This is a genomic window from Paenibacillus sp. J22P277 (assembly GCF_059383675.1).
Genome location: NZ_JBXENS010000001.1, coordinates 62925 through 78088, shown reverse-complemented (window position 1 = coordinate 78088; position 15164 = coordinate 62925). Strand labels below are relative to the sequence as shown.

Annotated in this window: 20 protein-coding genes; 18 read left to right on the top strand and 2 right to left on the bottom strand. The window is 59.8% G+C overall.

Annotation, left to right across the window (positions count from 1 at the left end):
- Window positions 1-6: 6 nt before the first annotated feature.
- Window positions 7-1578, bottom strand: coding sequence for a response regulator (locus AC50YL_RS00375; protein ID WP_494828414.1), 1572 nt, complete (start codon window positions 1576-1578; stop codon window positions 7-9).
- A gap of 345 nt (window positions 1579-1923) precedes the next feature.
- Between AC50YL_RS00375 and AC50YL_RS00370 the strand changes: the two genes are divergently transcribed.
- The 7 genes from AC50YL_RS00370 to AC50YL_RS00340 all read left to right on the top strand — a co-directional run bounded on the left by AC50YL_RS00370 (window position 1924) and on the right by AC50YL_RS00340 (window position 9393).
- Complete coding sequence (locus AC50YL_RS00370; RefSeq protein WP_494829743.1) at window positions 1924-2796, top strand: ABC transporter permease; 873 nt, start codon at window positions 1924-1926, stop codon at window positions 2794-2796.
- Window positions 2797-2826: 30 nt separating this feature from the next.
- A complete protein-coding gene (locus tag AC50YL_RS00365) occupies window positions 2827-3717 on the top strand; it encodes a carbohydrate ABC transporter permease (RefSeq protein WP_494828413.1) in 891 nt (296 codons plus the stop codon).
- A 130-nt stretch (window positions 3718-3847) separates the two neighbouring features.
- Window positions 3848-5497, top strand: coding sequence for an extracellular solute-binding protein (locus tag AC50YL_RS00360; protein WP_494828411.1), 1650 nt, complete (start codon window positions 3848-3850; stop codon window positions 5495-5497).
- Between the two features lie 57 nt (window positions 5498-5554).
- Window positions 5555-7642 (top strand): alpha-amylase family protein, encoded by a 2088-nt coding sequence (locus AC50YL_RS00355; RefSeq protein WP_494828409.1) that lies wholly within the window; start codon window positions 5555-5557, stop codon window positions 7640-7642.
- A 276-nt stretch (window positions 7643-7918) separates the two neighbouring features.
- Window positions 7919-8599 carry a TVP38/TMEM64 family protein gene (locus AC50YL_RS00350; protein ID WP_494828407.1) on the top strand — a complete coding sequence of 227 codons (681 nt, stop codon included), beginning with the start codon at window positions 7919-7921 and terminating at the stop codon, window positions 8597-8599.
- Between the two features lie 174 nt (window positions 8600-8773).
- Entirely contained in the window at window positions 8774-9091 is a 318-nt protein-coding gene (locus AC50YL_RS00345) for a hypothetical protein (RefSeq protein ID WP_494828405.1), read from the top strand.
- Window positions 9092-9174: 83 nt separating this feature from the next.
- Entirely contained in the window at window positions 9175-9393 is a 219-nt protein-coding gene (locus AC50YL_RS00340; protein ID WP_494828403.1) for a helix-hairpin-helix domain-containing protein, read from the top strand.
- A gap of 29 nt (window positions 9394-9422) precedes the next feature.
- Here the strand turns inward: AC50YL_RS00340 and AC50YL_RS00335 are convergent, their stop codons facing one another.
- Window positions 9423-9563: a hypothetical protein gene (locus AC50YL_RS00335; protein WP_494828401.1), complete on the bottom strand. Its 141-nt coding sequence runs from the start codon at window positions 9561-9563 to the stop codon at window positions 9423-9425.
- A 172-nt stretch (window positions 9564-9735) separates the two neighbouring features.
- Between AC50YL_RS00335 and AC50YL_RS00330 the strand changes: the two genes are divergently transcribed.
- The 11 genes from AC50YL_RS00330 to AC50YL_RS00280 all read left to right on the top strand — a co-directional run bounded on the left by AC50YL_RS00330 (window position 9736) and on the right by AC50YL_RS00280 (window position 14795).
- On the top strand, window positions 9736-9891 hold the full coding sequence (locus AC50YL_RS00330) for a hypothetical protein (protein WP_494828399.1): 156 nt from the start codon (window positions 9736-9738) through the stop codon (window positions 9889-9891).
- Window positions 9881-10069, top strand: coding sequence for a hypothetical protein (locus AC50YL_RS00325; RefSeq protein WP_494828397.1), 189 nt, complete (start codon window positions 9881-9883; stop codon window positions 10067-10069). Before AC50YL_RS00330 ends, AC50YL_RS00325 begins: the two co-directional genes overlap by 11 nt.
- A gap of 56 nt (window positions 10070-10125) precedes the next feature.
- On the top strand, window positions 10126-10680 hold the full coding sequence (locus tag AC50YL_RS00320; protein WP_494828396.1) for an NUDIX hydrolase: 555 nt from the start codon (window positions 10126-10128) through the stop codon (window positions 10678-10680).
- Window positions 10681-10784: 104 nt separating this feature from the next.
- The gene (locus AC50YL_RS00315; RefSeq protein WP_494828394.1) at window positions 10785-11030 is read left to right on the top strand and encodes a hypothetical protein; all 246 of its coding nucleotides are present in this window, start codon (window positions 10785-10787) and stop codon (window positions 11028-11030) included.
- Complete coding sequence (locus AC50YL_RS00310; RefSeq protein ID WP_494828392.1) at window positions 11027-11572, top strand: GrpB family protein; 546 nt, start codon at window positions 11027-11029, stop codon at window positions 11570-11572. Before AC50YL_RS00315 ends, AC50YL_RS00310 begins: the two co-directional genes overlap by 4 nt.
- A 44-nt stretch (window positions 11573-11616) precedes the next feature.
- Window positions 11617-12099, top strand: coding sequence for a tetratricopeptide repeat protein (locus tag AC50YL_RS00305; protein ID WP_494828390.1), 483 nt, complete (start codon window positions 11617-11619; stop codon window positions 12097-12099).
- Window positions 12100-12120: 21 nt separating this feature from the next.
- Complete coding sequence (locus AC50YL_RS00300) at window positions 12121-12570, top strand: GNAT family N-acetyltransferase (protein WP_494828388.1); 450 nt, start codon at window positions 12121-12123, stop codon at window positions 12568-12570.
- Between the two features lie 19 nt (window positions 12571-12589).
- Window positions 12590-13030 (top strand): GNAT family N-acetyltransferase, encoded by a 441-nt coding sequence (locus AC50YL_RS00295; RefSeq protein WP_494828386.1) that lies wholly within the window; start codon window positions 12590-12592, stop codon window positions 13028-13030.
- 5 nt (window positions 13031-13035) lie between these two features.
- The gene (locus tag AC50YL_RS00290) at window positions 13036-13749 is read left to right on the top strand and encodes a hypothetical protein (RefSeq protein ID WP_494828385.1); all 714 of its coding nucleotides are present in this window, start codon (window positions 13036-13038) and stop codon (window positions 13747-13749) included.
- A gap of 42 nt (window positions 13750-13791) precedes the next feature.
- Window positions 13792-14061, top strand: coding sequence for a hypothetical protein (locus AC50YL_RS00285; RefSeq protein ID WP_494828384.1), 270 nt, complete (start codon window positions 13792-13794; stop codon window positions 14059-14061).
- 23 nt (window positions 14062-14084) lie between these two features.
- Window positions 14085-14795: a class I SAM-dependent methyltransferase gene (locus AC50YL_RS00280; protein WP_494828382.1), complete on the top strand. Its 711-nt coding sequence runs from the start codon at window positions 14085-14087 to the stop codon at window positions 14793-14795.
- Window positions 14796-15164: the final 369 nt, after the last annotated feature.

The following is a 15164-nucleotide window of genomic DNA, read 5'->3' as shown; positions in this document are numbered from 1 at the left end:
CCATCGTCAATAGAATTGTTTGCGGTACTGGTTGGGGGTAACCCCGGCGGTCTTGTGAAACAGCGAGCAGAAATACGACACGTTCTCGTAACCCACCTGCCCGGCGATCTCGTGAATCTTGAGCGAGCGGTCCGCGAGCAGGGCGGAGGCGCGTTCCATCCGTTTGTCCGTGATGGCCTCGAGGATGGTTCGGCCGGTCTTTTCTTTGAATATCGTGCGGATGTAGTTCGGCGACAGGTAGATTTCCTTGGCGATGTCCTCGACGGTCAAGGCAAGGTGGAACGATCGGTCGAGAATCGCTTCGATGCTGCGGGCGATGCCGAGATGGCGGTCGCGGTCCTTCTCCGAGAAGACGAGGATGAGGCTGCCGCAAGCCTGTTTCAAGTAGTCGCCGATATCATCGAGCACCTCGCAGTTGTTCATGATCTCCCACTCGCCGCGATTCAGGCCGGAAGAAGCGTCCTTGACGGAGGCGCCGAGCTGCTGCTTGACGCCGGACAGGAGGCGGACGGCGGCGGCGCGCGCCGGATGGCGATGCACGTACCGTTCCTTGAGCGCGCGCATGAACCGGTCGATCTCATGGTCGGCCTCCTCCGGCTTCAATTGGCCGATCGCGCGGACGAGCGCGGCTTGATGCTCTTCGACGCCGAACTCCTCCGTATGGGGTTCCCGCATCGCTTCCGCCTTTAGCAGCGAGCCCTTGCCGAGGTAGAAGTCATGCTCGGCCGCGGCGCGCGCGTCCTTGAACAGGGCGAAGGCATCCTCGGGCCGTTCGCCCGGACGGGACAGGCCGATCGTCAGCCGCACCGGGAAGCTCTCCTGCATCTCCCGCTGAAGCGCCGTCCACAGCGCGTCGCCGTTGCGGGAATCGTCGGCCGGGAACAGCGCGGCAAAGGAGCCGTACTCCCAATCGATCAGGGCGCCGGCGAAGCCGAGCGCCTTCAGGCGGGCGCGCACGGCTTCGCCCAGGCCCTCCTCCAGCTGCTTGGGCGGACTTTGGGCGGACGCCGAGCCTTCGTCTCCGTTGGTCCAACCGATCGTCAGGCAGGCGGCCGCGAGCGGGCCGCGCAGGAGGTCGGCCATGCCTCCCATGCGGAGCAGCTTGGTCGCTGCTTCCGAGCGGGCTTCGCCGCGCTGCTCGATGAACAGCGTGCGGAGCAGCTTCTCCGCCGCCATCGCATGCGTCTGCTCGGCCAGCCGCGCCTCGTCGCATTTCTGTTTCACTTTCTCCATCAAGGTCCGCAGCTCGTCGAGATCGATCGGCTTCAATAGGTAGCCCGACGCTTCCACGGCGATGGCCGCTTTGATATATTGGAACTCGTCGTGTCCGCTGAGGAAGACGATCTTTACCCGTTTGCTGAGCGCTTTGGCGCGCTTCGCGAATTCGAGCCCGTCCATGATCGGCATGCGCACGTCGGTCAGGATAATGTCCGGATCCAGCGTGCGGGCCAGTTCGAGCGCATCTCTGCCGTTCTTGGCCGTGCCGGCGACGGCGATGTTCATCGACTCCCACGGCACATATCGTGAAAGCGTATCCAATTCCATTTTTTCGTCGTCCACAAGCAGGATCGAGTACATGGGCATGTATCCTTCTTTCTCTATGAAGTGGAATCTATTTCCGGTTATCGCATGCGATCGCTGTCCAATCACGAGCTTCCGCTACATTATTGTATGTCGGCCGATGGATTTCAACAATGGGACGGACGCAACTGAGGAGGTTTGGAGCATGAATCGGCGGATGTTTGCATGGATGCGGCGGCCGGTTGTCTCCTATAATTGGGATTGTTCCCGCTACGACAACCTAATGGACGGAGGAAAGCGATCGTGAAAACCCAAGTGGAACATGCGGCTTCCGGCCTGCCGCCGGCCGCGCGGCGAACCGGCAATTGGAAACGGTTACGAAACCAGAAGTTTCTGTGGCTGATGATCCTGCCCGCCTTCATATGCACGCTGCTGTTCTCTTATACGCCGATGTTCGGGCTGTATATGGCCTTCATCAACTACCAGCCCGGAGGATCGTTCGCGTCGTCTTTCTTCGGCGGCGAGTTCGTGGGACTGCAGTGGTTCAAGTATTTTTTCGACAGCGGCGATTTCTGGATCATCCTCCGGAACACGCTGGCCCAAAGCTTGCTCAGCCTGGCGTTCGGCTTCCCGGCGCCGATCATTCTCGCCATCGCGATCAACGAGGTGCGGAGCGGAGCGTTCAAGCGCTTCGTGCAGACGGTGTCTTACCTGCCGCATTTCATCTCGTGGGTCATCGCGGCCAACATCATCATCTCGGTGCTGTCCTCGCAGGGGCTCGTGAACAAGGTGCTCATGCTGTTGAACGTCACGGACAAACCGATCGCGTTCTTTCAGCACGGCCCGTACTTCTGGTGGATCATCGCGTTCTCGAACATGTGGAAGGACATGGGCTTCAACGCCATCATGTATCTGGCGGCCATTGCTTCCATCAACCCGGAGCTGTACGAAGCGGCCAGGGTCGACGGCGCGAGCCGCATCCGCCAAATGCTGCACGTCACGCTGCCGGCGCTGCGCCCGACGATCGTCATCCTGCTCATTCTCGCGGTCGGCGGCGTGCTGAACGCGGGCTTCGACCAGCAATACCTGATGCAGAACGACCTCGTGCTGAAATATTCCGACGTCATCGATACGTACACGTACCGGTACGGCTTGCAGAACGGCATGTTCTCCTACGGCGCGGCGGTCGGCCTGTTCAAATCGCTCGTGGCGTTCATCCTGGTGCTCATGGTCAACCGGCTGGCCAAGAAAGTCAACGACCAAGCGCTGTTCTAAGCCGCAGACTATACGCGAAGGAGTGAGGGCATGAGAGGCAAATCGGCAGGGGACCTGCTGTACGCGGGCGTGGTGTACCTATTTCTGTTCGCGATCGTGTTCGTGACGTTCTATCCGTTCTGGAACGTGCTCGTCCTGTCGGTCAACAGCGCGTCCGACACGATCAAAGGCGGCATTTATTTTTGGCCGCGGGAGTTGAATTTTACCAGCTACAAGGAAATATTGACCGACCATGAGATCCTGCACGCGGTCTGGGTGACGGTGGCGCGGACGGTGATCGGCACGCCGCTGACGGTCATCGTGATCAGCCTGCTCGCGTATCCGCTGAGCAACCGCGAGCTGGTGGCCAGAAGGCCGGTGACGCTCTACTTCATCTTCACGATGTACTTCGGCGGGGGCTTGATCCCGTACTACATGGTGCTGAAGAACCTGCAGCTCATCGACTCGTTCTGGGTGTTCGTTCTGCCTGGCTTGATGAACGTCTTCTATATGATTCTCGTGCGGACGTTCATCGAGCAGCTTCCGCAGGAAATCTCGGAATCCGCCAAGATGGACGGCGCGAACGACCTGCAGGTGTATTTCCGGATCATCATGCCCCTGACGATGCCGGTACTGGCGACCATCGCGCTGTTCACGGCGATCGGGCACTGGAATGCCTGGTTCGATTCCTACGTGTTCACGTATAAGTCGAGCCTGAAGACGCTGCAGGCCGTGCTCGTCAAAATCCTCAACCAATACCAGACGGGCGCGATGGTATCCGACGCCCAGAAGCTGGCCGATTCCAGCAAGCGGCTGGCGGTCTCGTCGGACACGATCCGCATGGCCGCCACGATGGTCGCCACGATCCCGATCGTCATGGTATACCCGTTCCTGCAGCGCTATTTCGTGAAAGGCATGACGCTCGGCTCCGTGAAGAGCTGACCGGGACCGATGCTAATGGAAAGGGGTGAACGCCGGCCATCCCGCGCCCGGCCTGCCGGAAACGACAGCCATCCGTCCGATGGAAGATCCATGCCGATTCATCAACTATGCCTATAGGGGGTAAGTTTCCATGAAGAAAAAACAAGTTCTGCCCGTCGTGCTCGCGGCGGCGTTAATGCCGGCCCTGCTTGCCGGATGCGGCAGCAACGGAGACGGCAACGCGAACGAAGGAGCGAACGGAGGGTCCAATGCCGGCACGAACGCGGCGGCCAACAACGCGAACGCCGGGAACGCCGACAAGCCGTCCGAGCCGATCACGCTGACCTTCTTCGATAAGAACACCGGCGCCGCCTTCGACAATCCGGTCGCCCAGGAGATCATGAAGCGCACCGGCGTCAAGGTCGAGATCCAGCAGCCGACCGGCAACCCGTCGGAGAAACTGAACCTCATGCTGGCGAGCAACGACCTGCCGGACATCATCCTGATGGACCGCGGCGGCGAGATCGTGAACAAATACATCGCGGCCGGCGCCATCATCCCGCTGAACGACCTGCTCGATAAGTTCGGACCGGACGTGAAGTCGCAGTACGGCGATATTTTGCAGAAAACGCGCTTCAAGGACGGCAAGAACTATTACCTCTCCAACTGGTACGGCATGGACAACGATCCGGTATTCGGCGTTCAGATGCGCAAGGATCTGCTCAAGGAGCTCGCCCCGGACAAAGCGGAAGGCGGCCAGCCGTTCACGACGGACGAATTCGAGCAGCTGCTGAAGGATTTCAAAGCGAAATATCCGAGCATCGACGGCAAGCCTTCGATTCCGCTGACGCTGAACGCGGAGAACATGGGCGCGGTGCTGGGGACGTTCAAGGGCATGTGGGGCATGAAGCCGTATTTCGAAGACGGCGACAGCCTGAAGTTCGACGTGAAGGATCCCAAATACCGCGACATGATCCTCTATATGAACAAGCTCTACCGCGAAGGCTTGATCGAGCAGGATTGGGCGGTCAACAAATCGCAGACGTGGGAGCAAAAGATCTCGAACGGCATCGTGTTCTCCACCGTATCCGCGTATTGGGATCTCGGCAACGCGAACGGCGCGTTGAAGAAGGACGGCGGCTTGGATAAGCAGCTGTTCGCTTACAAGGTCGTGGCGCCCGGCACGGACCCGTCGCAAACGACGTTCGGTCCGCGCAGTCCGCTCGGCTGGGACGCGATCGCCATCACGAAAGCAAACAAGCATCCGGAAGAAACGATGAAATTCATCAATTACCTGGCCAGCGAGGAAGGCCAGTACCTGTTGATGTGGGGCGTCGAGGGCCAAACCTGGGATGTCAAGGACGGCAAGCATACGCCGAAGCCGGAGGTGCTGAAGGCGCTGAAGGACGACTGGGCGGGCGAAACCAAGAAAACGGGCATCCGCACGTGGACCTGGTTCATCAAGAACGGCCTCGGCTCCGACGGATCGCCGTACGACATCTCGCGGCTTAACCGGGGCGAAATCGAGCAAATGGCGACGAAGAACCTGCTGGATTCCGTCTACGACACCTCGCCGTACGACAACTTGAACCCCGAGGGCGGCACGCCGGTATCGCTCAGCTTCCAGAAGGTGCAGGATATCATGAAGCAGTCGCTGACCAAGATCATCATCTCCAAATCCGAGGAGGAAGCGGGCGCGGGCTTCGACGCCATGCTGGCGGAGATGAAGGCGGCAGGCGACGAGAGCGTCGAGAAAGCCATCACGGACAATTACAAGGCTCGCATGGAGCTTTGGAAATAGCGTTGCGCGGGGGGCTGCGAAGCCCCCTTCAGGCATTCAATTCGGGAGGTTGAAACCATGACGATCGAACAATCGCAACTGAGGACGTCGACGGACGGCGCGCTGTTGAAGGTCGACAACGGCTTGCTGGAACTGCAGGTCGATCTGGCGGCCGGCAGCTATGAGCTCGCTTGGAAGGACGGCTCGGTGCTGAGGGGCATCACTGCCGCGTACCGCTTCGGGAACGACGTATTGCTTACGACGGATTACGGGATTCATACCGCAGGCGAGGATGCGGTACAGGAAGTGAACGACGGCGCCGTCCGCGGCATCCGGCTCGCGGTTCGGCACGAAGCGCCGGAGCTCCCGCTGCTGAAGCAGCATTTTACGCTTTACGAGGAGCGGCCGTCGATCGTCGTCGGCTTCGAGCTGGAGGCCCGGGCGGGCGATACGCTGACATCGAATTATTTGGCACCGGTGCTGGCCGCTTCGGCAATCGGCTCGCTCAGGCTGGGCAGCGGCGGCTGCGAACAATCGGCCGATGGCAAGGAAGCCGCCGCTGCGCTGTTGGCGCTCCGCGTGCCGTTCGATAACGACAAATGGGTCAGGTACGAGACGACGGTTATGCCCGGGGCGCTGGAGAGCTACGAAGCGACCGCCGTCTATGAGCCGGTATCGCGCAAAGGCATGGTGATCGGGTCCGTCCGGCACGATACGTGGAAAACGGGACTGAAGCTCGCGAGCGGGAGCGGCGCTCATATCGAGACGGTCGAAGCGTACGGCGGGGCGGCGGGCGAGCTGACCCGGGACAGCATTGCGCATGGCGCCGTGACGGGGGCGACGATCGCTTCGCCGGACATCTGGATCGGCGTTTACGGGGATTACCGCCGGGGACTCGAGGCGTTCGGGCAAGCCAATGCGGCGATCGTTCCCGCGCTCGCGTGGGAGCATGGCGTGCCGTTCGGTTGGAACAGCTGGTCCGCGGCCGCCGACAAGCTGGATTACGACCTGTACGTCAAGACGTCGGATTTTCTGCGCGGGATGCAGGATCGGGGCTTCCACAATAACGGCGACATCTATATCAATTTCGATTCGTTCTGGACGAATCTGACGTCGGAGCAGCTCGAGCAGGCGGTGGCGCATGTCAACCGCAACGGCCAAAAAGCCGGCATCTATTGGACGCCGTTCGCTTTCTGGGGGAAAGATGCTAGTCGCAAGGTCGAAGGAACGGACGGACGTTATACGTACGACGAGCTGCTGCTGCGAGACCGCGAGGGTAACTTGCTGCCGGAACTGGACGGCGGGCTGGCGATCGATCCGACCCATCCCGGCAATCTGCTGCGGACCGAATACCATCTGAACCGCTTCGTGGACTGGGGCTTCGACTACGTGAAGCTTGATTTTCTGGGGCATGGGGCGCTGGAGGGCCGGCATCACGACCCGTCGGCGCAAACGGGCTTGCAGGCGTATAACCTCGGCATGGACTACGTGCGCAAGCTGCTCGCCCCGGAACGGATCGGCCGTCCGTTTCACGTCAATCTGTCCATCGCGCCGCTGTTTCCGTACCAATACGGGCATAGCCGGCGCATCTCGTGCGACGCCTTCGGGACGCTCTCGGACACGGAATACATGCTGAACTCGCTCGGCGGCGCGTGGTGGGCGAACGATGCGCTTTACCGGTTCAACGATCCGGACCATACGGTACTCTACAAGAGCTACAATCAGGATGCGACGTCTTATCACGAAGGCCGAAGCCGGTTGAACGCCTCGGTCGTCAGCGGAACGGTCCTGCTCCTGGGGGACGATTTCCGCAAGGAGGAAGCGCGGGAGCGGGCGTCCGAATGGCTGCCGAACGACAAGGTCTTGGCGCTGGCCCGGCGCGGCGAGACATTCGTTCCGGTCGAAGGCGTTCCCGGTTCGGGCTCGATTGATGCGTTCATGCTGGACATCCAAGGCGAAGGAGTGTTTCTGGCCGTATTTAATTTCGACCAGGCGTCGTCGGCCGTCAAGTCCGTATCGGCGGAGCGCATGGCCGCGGGCCGGGGCTCGTCCCGTTACCGGCTGGAGGATCTGTGGTCCGGGGCCGTGACCGAAGGCATCGGAACCATCGAGCTGCCGCTTGCGGCCGGGGAATCCGTGCTGCTCAAGCTGACTTGGTTGGCGTAATCGCTTCCTGATCGATTTCGGAAGCCCGACGGCTGGACCTCGTACGAGAGGCCGCATGGAGACGGAAACGGCAGTTGCCGTACCGTTCCGGCGGCCTTTTTGCCGCATGCACCCGCCGCATGCGTCCGCAGCCATACGCATATACGGCGATGCCGATCGCGCCAGCCTGTCCCTGGGCGCACAAGCACGCTATAATGGGGGCATGGGTTAATTAATGGCAAGACGAACGGAGATTATCGGACTTGAGCAAAATGTCGCATTCGATCGAGGTTGAATATGGTAAAGGACACTGAATCGAACGACGGTCCGCGAAGCCGGACGCCGGCCTGGAAACGATGGCTGCCGCTGCCGGCTTATCTCGTCATCGTCGCCGCGGTATGGGCGAACAAGACCGAGCTTATCGCCTGGATCAACGGCGGCGGCGTTCCGCCGGCGCTGATGCTGCTCATCGTAGCCGGGCTTGCCTGCGTGCCCGTCATTCCGTTCAGCGTCGTCATCGGCACGATGGGCTATCTATACGGACCGCTGTTCGGCGCGTTGATGAGCTTAGCCGGGGCTTGGTTTGCCGCGCTTATCATGTACGGCGCATTCCGGTATACGCTGCGCGACCGGGCGAGGTTGCTGCTCGGCCGTTATCGCCTGACCGACCGCTGGACGACCCTCGTCGAGCGCCGCCCGTTCCGGTCGATCGTCGTAGCGCGGCTGCTCCCGGTCGTCCCGCAGCAGGCGGTGAACGTCTATGCGGCGGCGCTGCCGATCCCGTTCTTGGTCTATGCGGGCGCATCGCTGATCGGCAAAATCCCGGGCATGCTCGTGTTCGCCTTCATCGGCGACCGGATCGCGGGCGATCGTTCGTCGTTAATCGCCGCTATCTGCGTCTACGCGGGGTTTCTGCTCGCTATCTATGCCGGACATCGGCTTTGGAAAAGAAAAGGCGCATCGGCGAGCGCGGAGTGAGGCGGACAAGGTTTTTTGCGCCTTTTGAAGGAGCCGGTTGCCATGAAGGGCGCCGCCGGCGCCTTTTTTTGTTTTCCAATATTTAGAATACCGTTATAATGGGAGAGTGCCTTTTGGGAGGAACACGGGCAATGATCAACTATCGGCAGGTACGATAGCAGCGAGGTGAGGGCGTTGAAACGTATCGTTGCAGGCATTTCGATGCTGTTCTGCGGGATCTTATTATATCTCGGCACGAGCATCGCGGCGGTGATTTACTTGCCGAACGTCACGGCGTGGAGGACGTCGAGAATGCATCAAGCACTGCAAGAGACGGGCGGATCGGCAGCGCATGTCATAGGGATATGCCTCGCGGTCGCGGGACTGTTGATTGTCCTCTACGATTGCTTCTTTATGGGTATTTCCGGACGCTACAAAGAACTGCTGGAGCAACGGAACGAAGAATTTGACCGGAAGTACAAGGCTTCGGTCTTGGATGAAGAAGGAAATTGAGAAGCTTCGGAGAACAATGATCATGTGGCCGCTGCTTTCGGATCGGCGATCAGCATCGTTCATGCCAAAGGAGGATGGATCTTTTGAGTACCGCTCAAAGTCAACAACCGGGCAGCGATCTGCCGGACGGGCTGTCCAAACCCGCGCAGCGCGCATTGGCGAACGCCGGGCTGACCAGTCTGGACCAGTTGTCCGGACTAAGCGTAGGCGAGTTCAAGGAACTGCACGGCATCGGACCGAAGGCAATCGAGCTGCTGAGCCGGGCGCTCGAACGCAAAGGCTTGTCGTTTCGGGGCGAGTAGAAACCGAACATCGCGCGAAGCGAATGGACTTATCCTGCCATCGAACGAACGCGCGCGGGCTGGCCTTCTAGCACAAACAAGGTTTTAAACCCTTCGATCTGAAGATCGTGCCCGTCGATCATAAAGGCAGCATCATCACGATTCACATGGGAATCGACCTCTGACTGCAATTGGGAACGCTTCCTTTGAAAAGACCGGAACATCTCGTCGTTCTGGAGAACCCGTTTCGATAGCGGCTGAGTCAAACCTAGGCTTGTTCAAACTGCCTGATACGTAGAACCTCGAACGCGCAGGTGTGAAACTGATCGAACGGATCGCTTTTGTCAAAGGAGGTCGCAAGCGATGGTTTTCCAAATTGTCGTCATTCTGCTCCTAATTGTCATCGCAATCCAACTGGCTGAAGTTATTCATAGACTGCCGCGGCGCGATATTGCCAAAGAAGCGATGGAACGCGATCTGCAGCGCGCGAAAGAAGGTGCTCGGCCGGATGTCCAATAGCCGCAATGGATGGAAGACAGGATGGATCGTGCTGCTCATCGTCGAATTGTTTTATTTCAACCATATACGGCACGATGGATCAAGCACGATGGACGCGATGTATATCATGACGTTGATCGCGGTCACGCTGGTCGTCGGCGCGGTTCTGCTTGTTTTGCAACAGGCCCGCAATAAATAAGACGGACAGGCACTCATCGCTGGATTCGACTGCGTTTACGAAACACAAGAGGAGGCATGAAGCTGAACACGCTGGATGCTCGCATTTATCCCACGCTGTCCGGGCCCATCGTCTGGGGAACGGTGACGGGTACGTTCGTCATTTCAGATGAAGCCGGCGATTTGTCGCTCGTCAGCAATGTCAGCATCATTCCGCATGTCGGAGACAAGGTGGTCATGATGCAATTGGACGACGGACGGTGGGAATTGCCCGGCGGGACGCTCGAGGCCGGGGAATTTTATCTCGACGGGCTGCGGCGCGAGCTGATGGAGGAGCTCGGCGCCGAGCTCGCGTCCTATCGGATCTTCGGCTATTTTCGATGCCGCTCGAGCGCGCCAGCGCCTTACCGGCCTTACATTCCGCATCCGTGCTTTCGGAGAACGGTCGGATATGGCGAAGTGTACGTCGTTGGCCAACCCCTCAATCCCGCCGACGGCGAGCGGGTCGTCCGCGTCGAAGCCGTCGATATCGGCGAGGCGGTTCGCCGGTTCGAAGGCGACGGCAGGTTCGATTTGGCCGAGCTTTACCGGCTGGGCCACGCGATTCGAATGCTTGAAGCAGACGGGCCGTAATTGGATAGGTTCATTGGCGCAACGACACGGAGAGCTAACTACCGGCAAGGCGCAACACATCGGCGTTTCCTTACATGACGTTAATCCGCGAAGGGAGATGGACTATGAAATTGCGTCTATTATTGGCAGGATTGGGTATCTCCGCAGCCTTTCCTTGGCTGGTGTATTTTATTTTATTGGGCATGCAGGCAAAATTTCAAACGCAGAAAAACGATTTTCAATACCATGACAGCTATTTTATCGTCATGCATGTGGGATGGACGGGGTATGCGATTTGTTTTCTCGCGTGCTTCGCGCTGTTTCTGATCGGGTATGCGGCGTATTCGTTGACAAGGAAGGTGAAGTCATGAGAGATCCGATCGTGATCATGCCCTATGACGCGAATTGGCCGGCGGAATTCAACGAGATCGGCAGCCGGCTTCGCCATGCCCTTGCGGCGCGTGCGCTGCGGATCGACCATATCGGGTCCACCGCGATCGTCGGTTTGGATGCCAAACCGGTCATCGATATCCAGGTGTCCGTGGAGAGGTTTAACGACAAGCGCGAATTGGCCGACGTCTTCGCCGATCTCGGTTACGTGCTTCGGGACGATAACCCCGATTTGACGAAACGGTATTTCCGGGAGTCGGACGGCATGCGCAGAACGCATATCCATGTCCGGGAGCAAGGAAGCTTCACGGAGCAGCTGGCGCTGTTGTTCCGGGACTACGTTCGAACCCATGCGCACGAAGCGAAACGTTACGCCGCCGTCAAGCATTCGCTGGCCAAGTCGCTGCGCCATGAACGCGACAGATACACGGAGGAGAAGGAAACGTACGTCTGGGACATCCTGCGAAGCGCCAGCCGCTGGAGCCAGAAGACCGGATGGAAGCCCGGGAAATCGGATGCGTAATGAGCCATGATTTTAAATTTCGAGCGGTACAGGAAGGTTGCGTCATGATGAACGCGCAAGAAGCGATCGCGCTCCGGGAGCAGGGACGGCCGGAAGAAGCCCGAGCGATGCTGGCCGAGCTGCTGAAGCAAGAACCGGGCAATCCGGATCTCTGGTACCAATACGCCTGGGTGCACGATGTCATGGAACTGGAGCGGGAAGCGGTGGCGCATTACGAGCGCGCGCTCGAGCTCGGTCTGGCGGGCGAGGCGCGGCCGGGGGCCATGCTCGGTATCGGCAGCACGCTCCGAACGCTGGGCCGGTACGGCGAGGCCCGGGCACTGTTCGAATCCGCGATTCGCGAATATCCCGAGCGGCGCGAGTTCGAGACGTTTTATGCCATGGTGCTGTATAATTTAGACGAACATGCCGCGGCGATGCACATCCTGCTGCGCCAGCTCGCCGATACGAGCCAGGACAAAGGCATTCAAGCATACGGCCGGGCGATCGGCTTCTATGCGGATCAATTGGATCGCATTTGGGAGTGAGCAGGCAGGAGGCGGTAAAAGGTGTCGAGTCTATTGACGTTTCGTTTCGCCGTGCCGGACGATGCGGCGCTGCTGGCCGGCATGAACCGGCAGCTGATCGCGGACGAGGGCAGCGAGAATCCGATGGGTCCGGCCGAGCTGGAAGCGCGCATGCGGGGCTTTCTCCAAACGGATTGGATTTGCGCGATCCTGGAACTGGAGCAGGCGACGGCCGGATACGCGCTTTATCGGGCAAGGCCTCATCCTTATGCGGAGGATCGGCAGGAAATCGATCTGCGGCAGTATTTCATCGGGCCTGAATACCGGAGGAGAGGCATCGGCCGGGCGGGCATCGCGCTGCTGGAGGCGGAGGCTTTCCCGCCCGGCGCGGCGGTCGTCATCGATGTGCTGAGCGCCAATCCGCGCGGGGAACGGTTTTGGCGAAGCCTCGGCTTTGCGCCCTATGCGGTCAACATGCGCAAAATGAACTGAAAAAAGGAGCGGCTGCATCATGAACATGCGAATGCCGGAACCGGCAAGCTCTCGCGAAGAGAGCACATATATTCGAAACCGGCTGATCGCCTTCAACAGCAGCCATTTGCCGGAAGCGTTAAGCAGCCGGTACGAGGAAATCGATCTCGTCCAGCGCGATGCGGACGGCCGGATCGTCGGCGGGATTCTGAGCGTCTATTGCTGGAATTGGATCGAAGTCGACATTCTGTGGGTGGACGACGCCTGCCGCGGCCAAGGGCATGGCTCCGCGCTGCTGGCGGCCGTCGAACGCGCCGCGGCGGAACGCGGCTGCACGTTCGTCAAGCTGAACACGTTCTCGTTCCAAGCGCCGGAATTTTATAGGAAACACGGTTACCAAGAGCTTGCCGTCATCGATAATGCCCCCCTCGGACATCAGCATTATTACTTGATCAAACCATTGCAGCATGAAGGGGATTGAAAATTTTGAGTCCAATCGTCGCGGCCGCGGTTCCGGCCGTTATGTTTTTTATGCTTATTTTCGGCTTATGGCGATTTCAGAAGAACGCGCAGAAAGGACGTTCGACGGGGAGTCGCGATCGACAAGCCGGCGTATCGTTCGATGCCGCGCCGGACATGCCGGTTCCGTTCGGCTACAAATGCCAGTGGTATGCGGTCAAAACGACGGATACGCGCGCGGTCGCGGATCTGCTGAAGCTGGCAGGCCGGCAGCGGGCTAATTGGCGGACCGGCATCGAAGGCGCCTACCAAGGCTATTATTTCGTCGCCCCTCCGATGCGCGGCTGGACGTTCGTGGTCAACGCATCGATGCCGGACCTCTCCATGCCGGAAGCGGCGGGACCCTTGCAGATGCTCGCCGGACTGAGTCTGGCCTTCGGCGAGGCGTGTTATTTCGCGACGCATCGCGTGGTCGACTATCAGGCATGGGTCAAATCGTCGAACGGCGAAATCGTCCGCGGCTATGCGTATATCGGCGAGCGCGGAGAGACGTTGCTCGACCAAGGGGAGCTTAGCCGGGAAGAGCGGGAAGCGAATCTCGCCTTTACCGGAACGGATGCCGAGCATCCCGTGCTTCCGAACGAAGCCGACGTGCTGCGCATGGCCGGGCTTTGGAGCGTCGATCCGTCAGTGGAAACGGACGGCGGCGAAGCCGGCGCAGGGTTGATCGGCATGAAATAGCGACGGTTGGCGATACCGGCTTAAACGGAAGGAGATGGGCGAATGGGCGTCGCTGTTCTGATTTGGTTGTTCGCGGCGATCATCGGCTGCATCCTCTTGCATTGGATTATCCAATCGGCGATCAACGGCTCGGTGCTGGGCGAAGTATTCGACGAACTGCGCACGGCGAGCAGCGAGCATAAGCGCGAGATGCAGGAGATGCAGGAACGGATCGCGGAATTAACGGCCGTCATCAAGGCGCAGCAAGGCAAAATCGGAAGGTCAACGTCAGCCGCGGGCGGCAGCGAAGGCGAACCGCAAGGCGGCAAATGATCCGCTGTAAAGGAGGCGTCGTCTTGGACCGGATAACGTACATACGCGAACAAGAGAAGATCTACCATGACGCCTGCTATCGCGAGCACGAATTGTTCGAGCCGGGCTCGTGGCTGCACAAGCCGGTTCGGACCGTCATGGAGCTGATGGCCGAGTTCGACGGCCGCGAGGAGCTGCGGGTGCTGGATCTCGGCTGCGGCGTCGGCCGCAACAGCATTCCGATCGCGGAAGCGTTGGTTGGCCGAAGAAGCATCGTGGCAGGCGTTGACCTGCTGGAATCGGCAATCGCGCAGCTGACGGCGAATAGCCGGAAGTTCGGCGTCGCCTCAATAATCCAGCCTGTCCTCTCGAGCATCGAGGCGTTCGGGATCGAGACGGGACGATACGATTATATCGTCGCCGTATCGACGCTGGAGCATTTGGCTTCGCTCGACGCGCTCGATGCCAAGCTTGCCGAGATGGTCCAAGGCACGAAGGCGGGAGGCATCCATTGCCTCGTCGTCGGTTCGGGCATGGGCGAGAAGGCGGCGGATACCGGCGAAGCGCTCGAGCCGCTATTCGAAATCAATTTGGCGGCAGCCGACCTGCTGGCGTTGTTCGATAAGCATTATGCCGGCTGGGAGGTTCTCGTTCGCACGGTCAAACCGCTCGTCTTCGACATCGACCGGCAGGGACGGCCCGTCATCCTGTCGACGGACTGCGTCACGTTCGCGGCGAAGAGACCGATCGGGTAACCGGCGATCGGAGGACAACCGGGAGTCAGTCCGCCGAATTCGGTTCTGGCCGGCAGTTGTCCGGCTGCGGCACAATGCGATTCCTGCTCCGCTGGTCAGGATGCAGCATGCGCTGCTTGCCGAATACTCCGCTGCCAAGCCGGATTCGGCAGGCAAGCATCCTGCCGGCATTATCGAAAGATCGGCGCCCCGCGTTCCAAGCGCGGAGCGCCTTTTGCCGTTTTTCGACGAAAACGCCTCACGGGAGCTCGCAGCCCTTCCTTCGCGCCTAGCGGGGGCATGACCGCCCGTTTGCGCAGATTTCGTTTTTGGGATATGATGCGCACAGAAGGGGGTTGCGGGCTTGTTCGTGAATGGATTACGGCTGGA

Coding starts and splice junctions, on each gene's coding strand:
- AC50YL_RS00325 (WP_494828397.1), top strand. CDS start 9,881: ATGTCCAATAGCCGCAATGGATGGAAGACAGGATGGATCGTGCTGCTC.
- AC50YL_RS00305 (WP_494828390.1), top strand. CDS start 11,617: ATGATGAACGCGCAAGAAGCGATCGCGCTCCGGGAGCAGGGACGGCCG.
- AC50YL_RS00375 (WP_494828414.1), bottom strand. CDS start 1,578: ATGTACTCGATCCTGCTTGTGGACGACGAAAAAATGGAATTGGATACG.
- AC50YL_RS00350 (WP_494828407.1), top strand. CDS start 7,919: ATGGTAAAGGACACTGAATCGAACGACGGTCCGCGAAGCCGGACGCCG.
- AC50YL_RS00315 (WP_494828394.1), top strand. CDS start 10,785: ATGAAATTGCGTCTATTATTGGCAGGATTGGGTATCTCCGCAGCCTTT.
- AC50YL_RS00310 (WP_494828392.1), top strand. CDS start 11,027: ATGAGAGATCCGATCGTGATCATGCCCTATGACGCGAATTGGCCGGCG.
- AC50YL_RS00360 (WP_494828411.1), top strand. CDS start 3,848: ATGAAGAAAAAACAAGTTCTGCCCGTCGTGCTCGCGGCGGCGTTAATG.
- AC50YL_RS00330 (WP_494828399.1), top strand. CDS start 9,736: ATGGTTTTCCAAATTGTCGTCATTCTGCTCCTAATTGTCATCGCAATC.
- AC50YL_RS00370 (WP_494829743.1), top strand. CDS start 1,924: ATGATCCTGCCCGCCTTCATATGCACGCTGCTGTTCTCTTATACGCCG.
- AC50YL_RS00285 (WP_494828384.1), top strand. CDS start 13,792: ATGGGCGTCGCTGTTCTGATTTGGTTGTTCGCGGCGATCATCGGCTGC.
- AC50YL_RS00295 (WP_494828386.1), top strand. CDS start 12,590: ATGAACATGCGAATGCCGGAACCGGCAAGCTCTCGCGAAGAGAGCACA.
- AC50YL_RS00365 (WP_494828413.1), top strand. CDS start 2,827: ATGAGAGGCAAATCGGCAGGGGACCTGCTGTACGCGGGCGTGGTGTAC.
- AC50YL_RS00355 (WP_494828409.1), top strand. CDS start 5,555: ATGACGATCGAACAATCGCAACTGAGGACGTCGACGGACGGCGCGCTG.
- AC50YL_RS00320 (WP_494828396.1), top strand. CDS start 10,126: ATGAAGCTGAACACGCTGGATGCTCGCATTTATCCCACGCTGTCCGGG.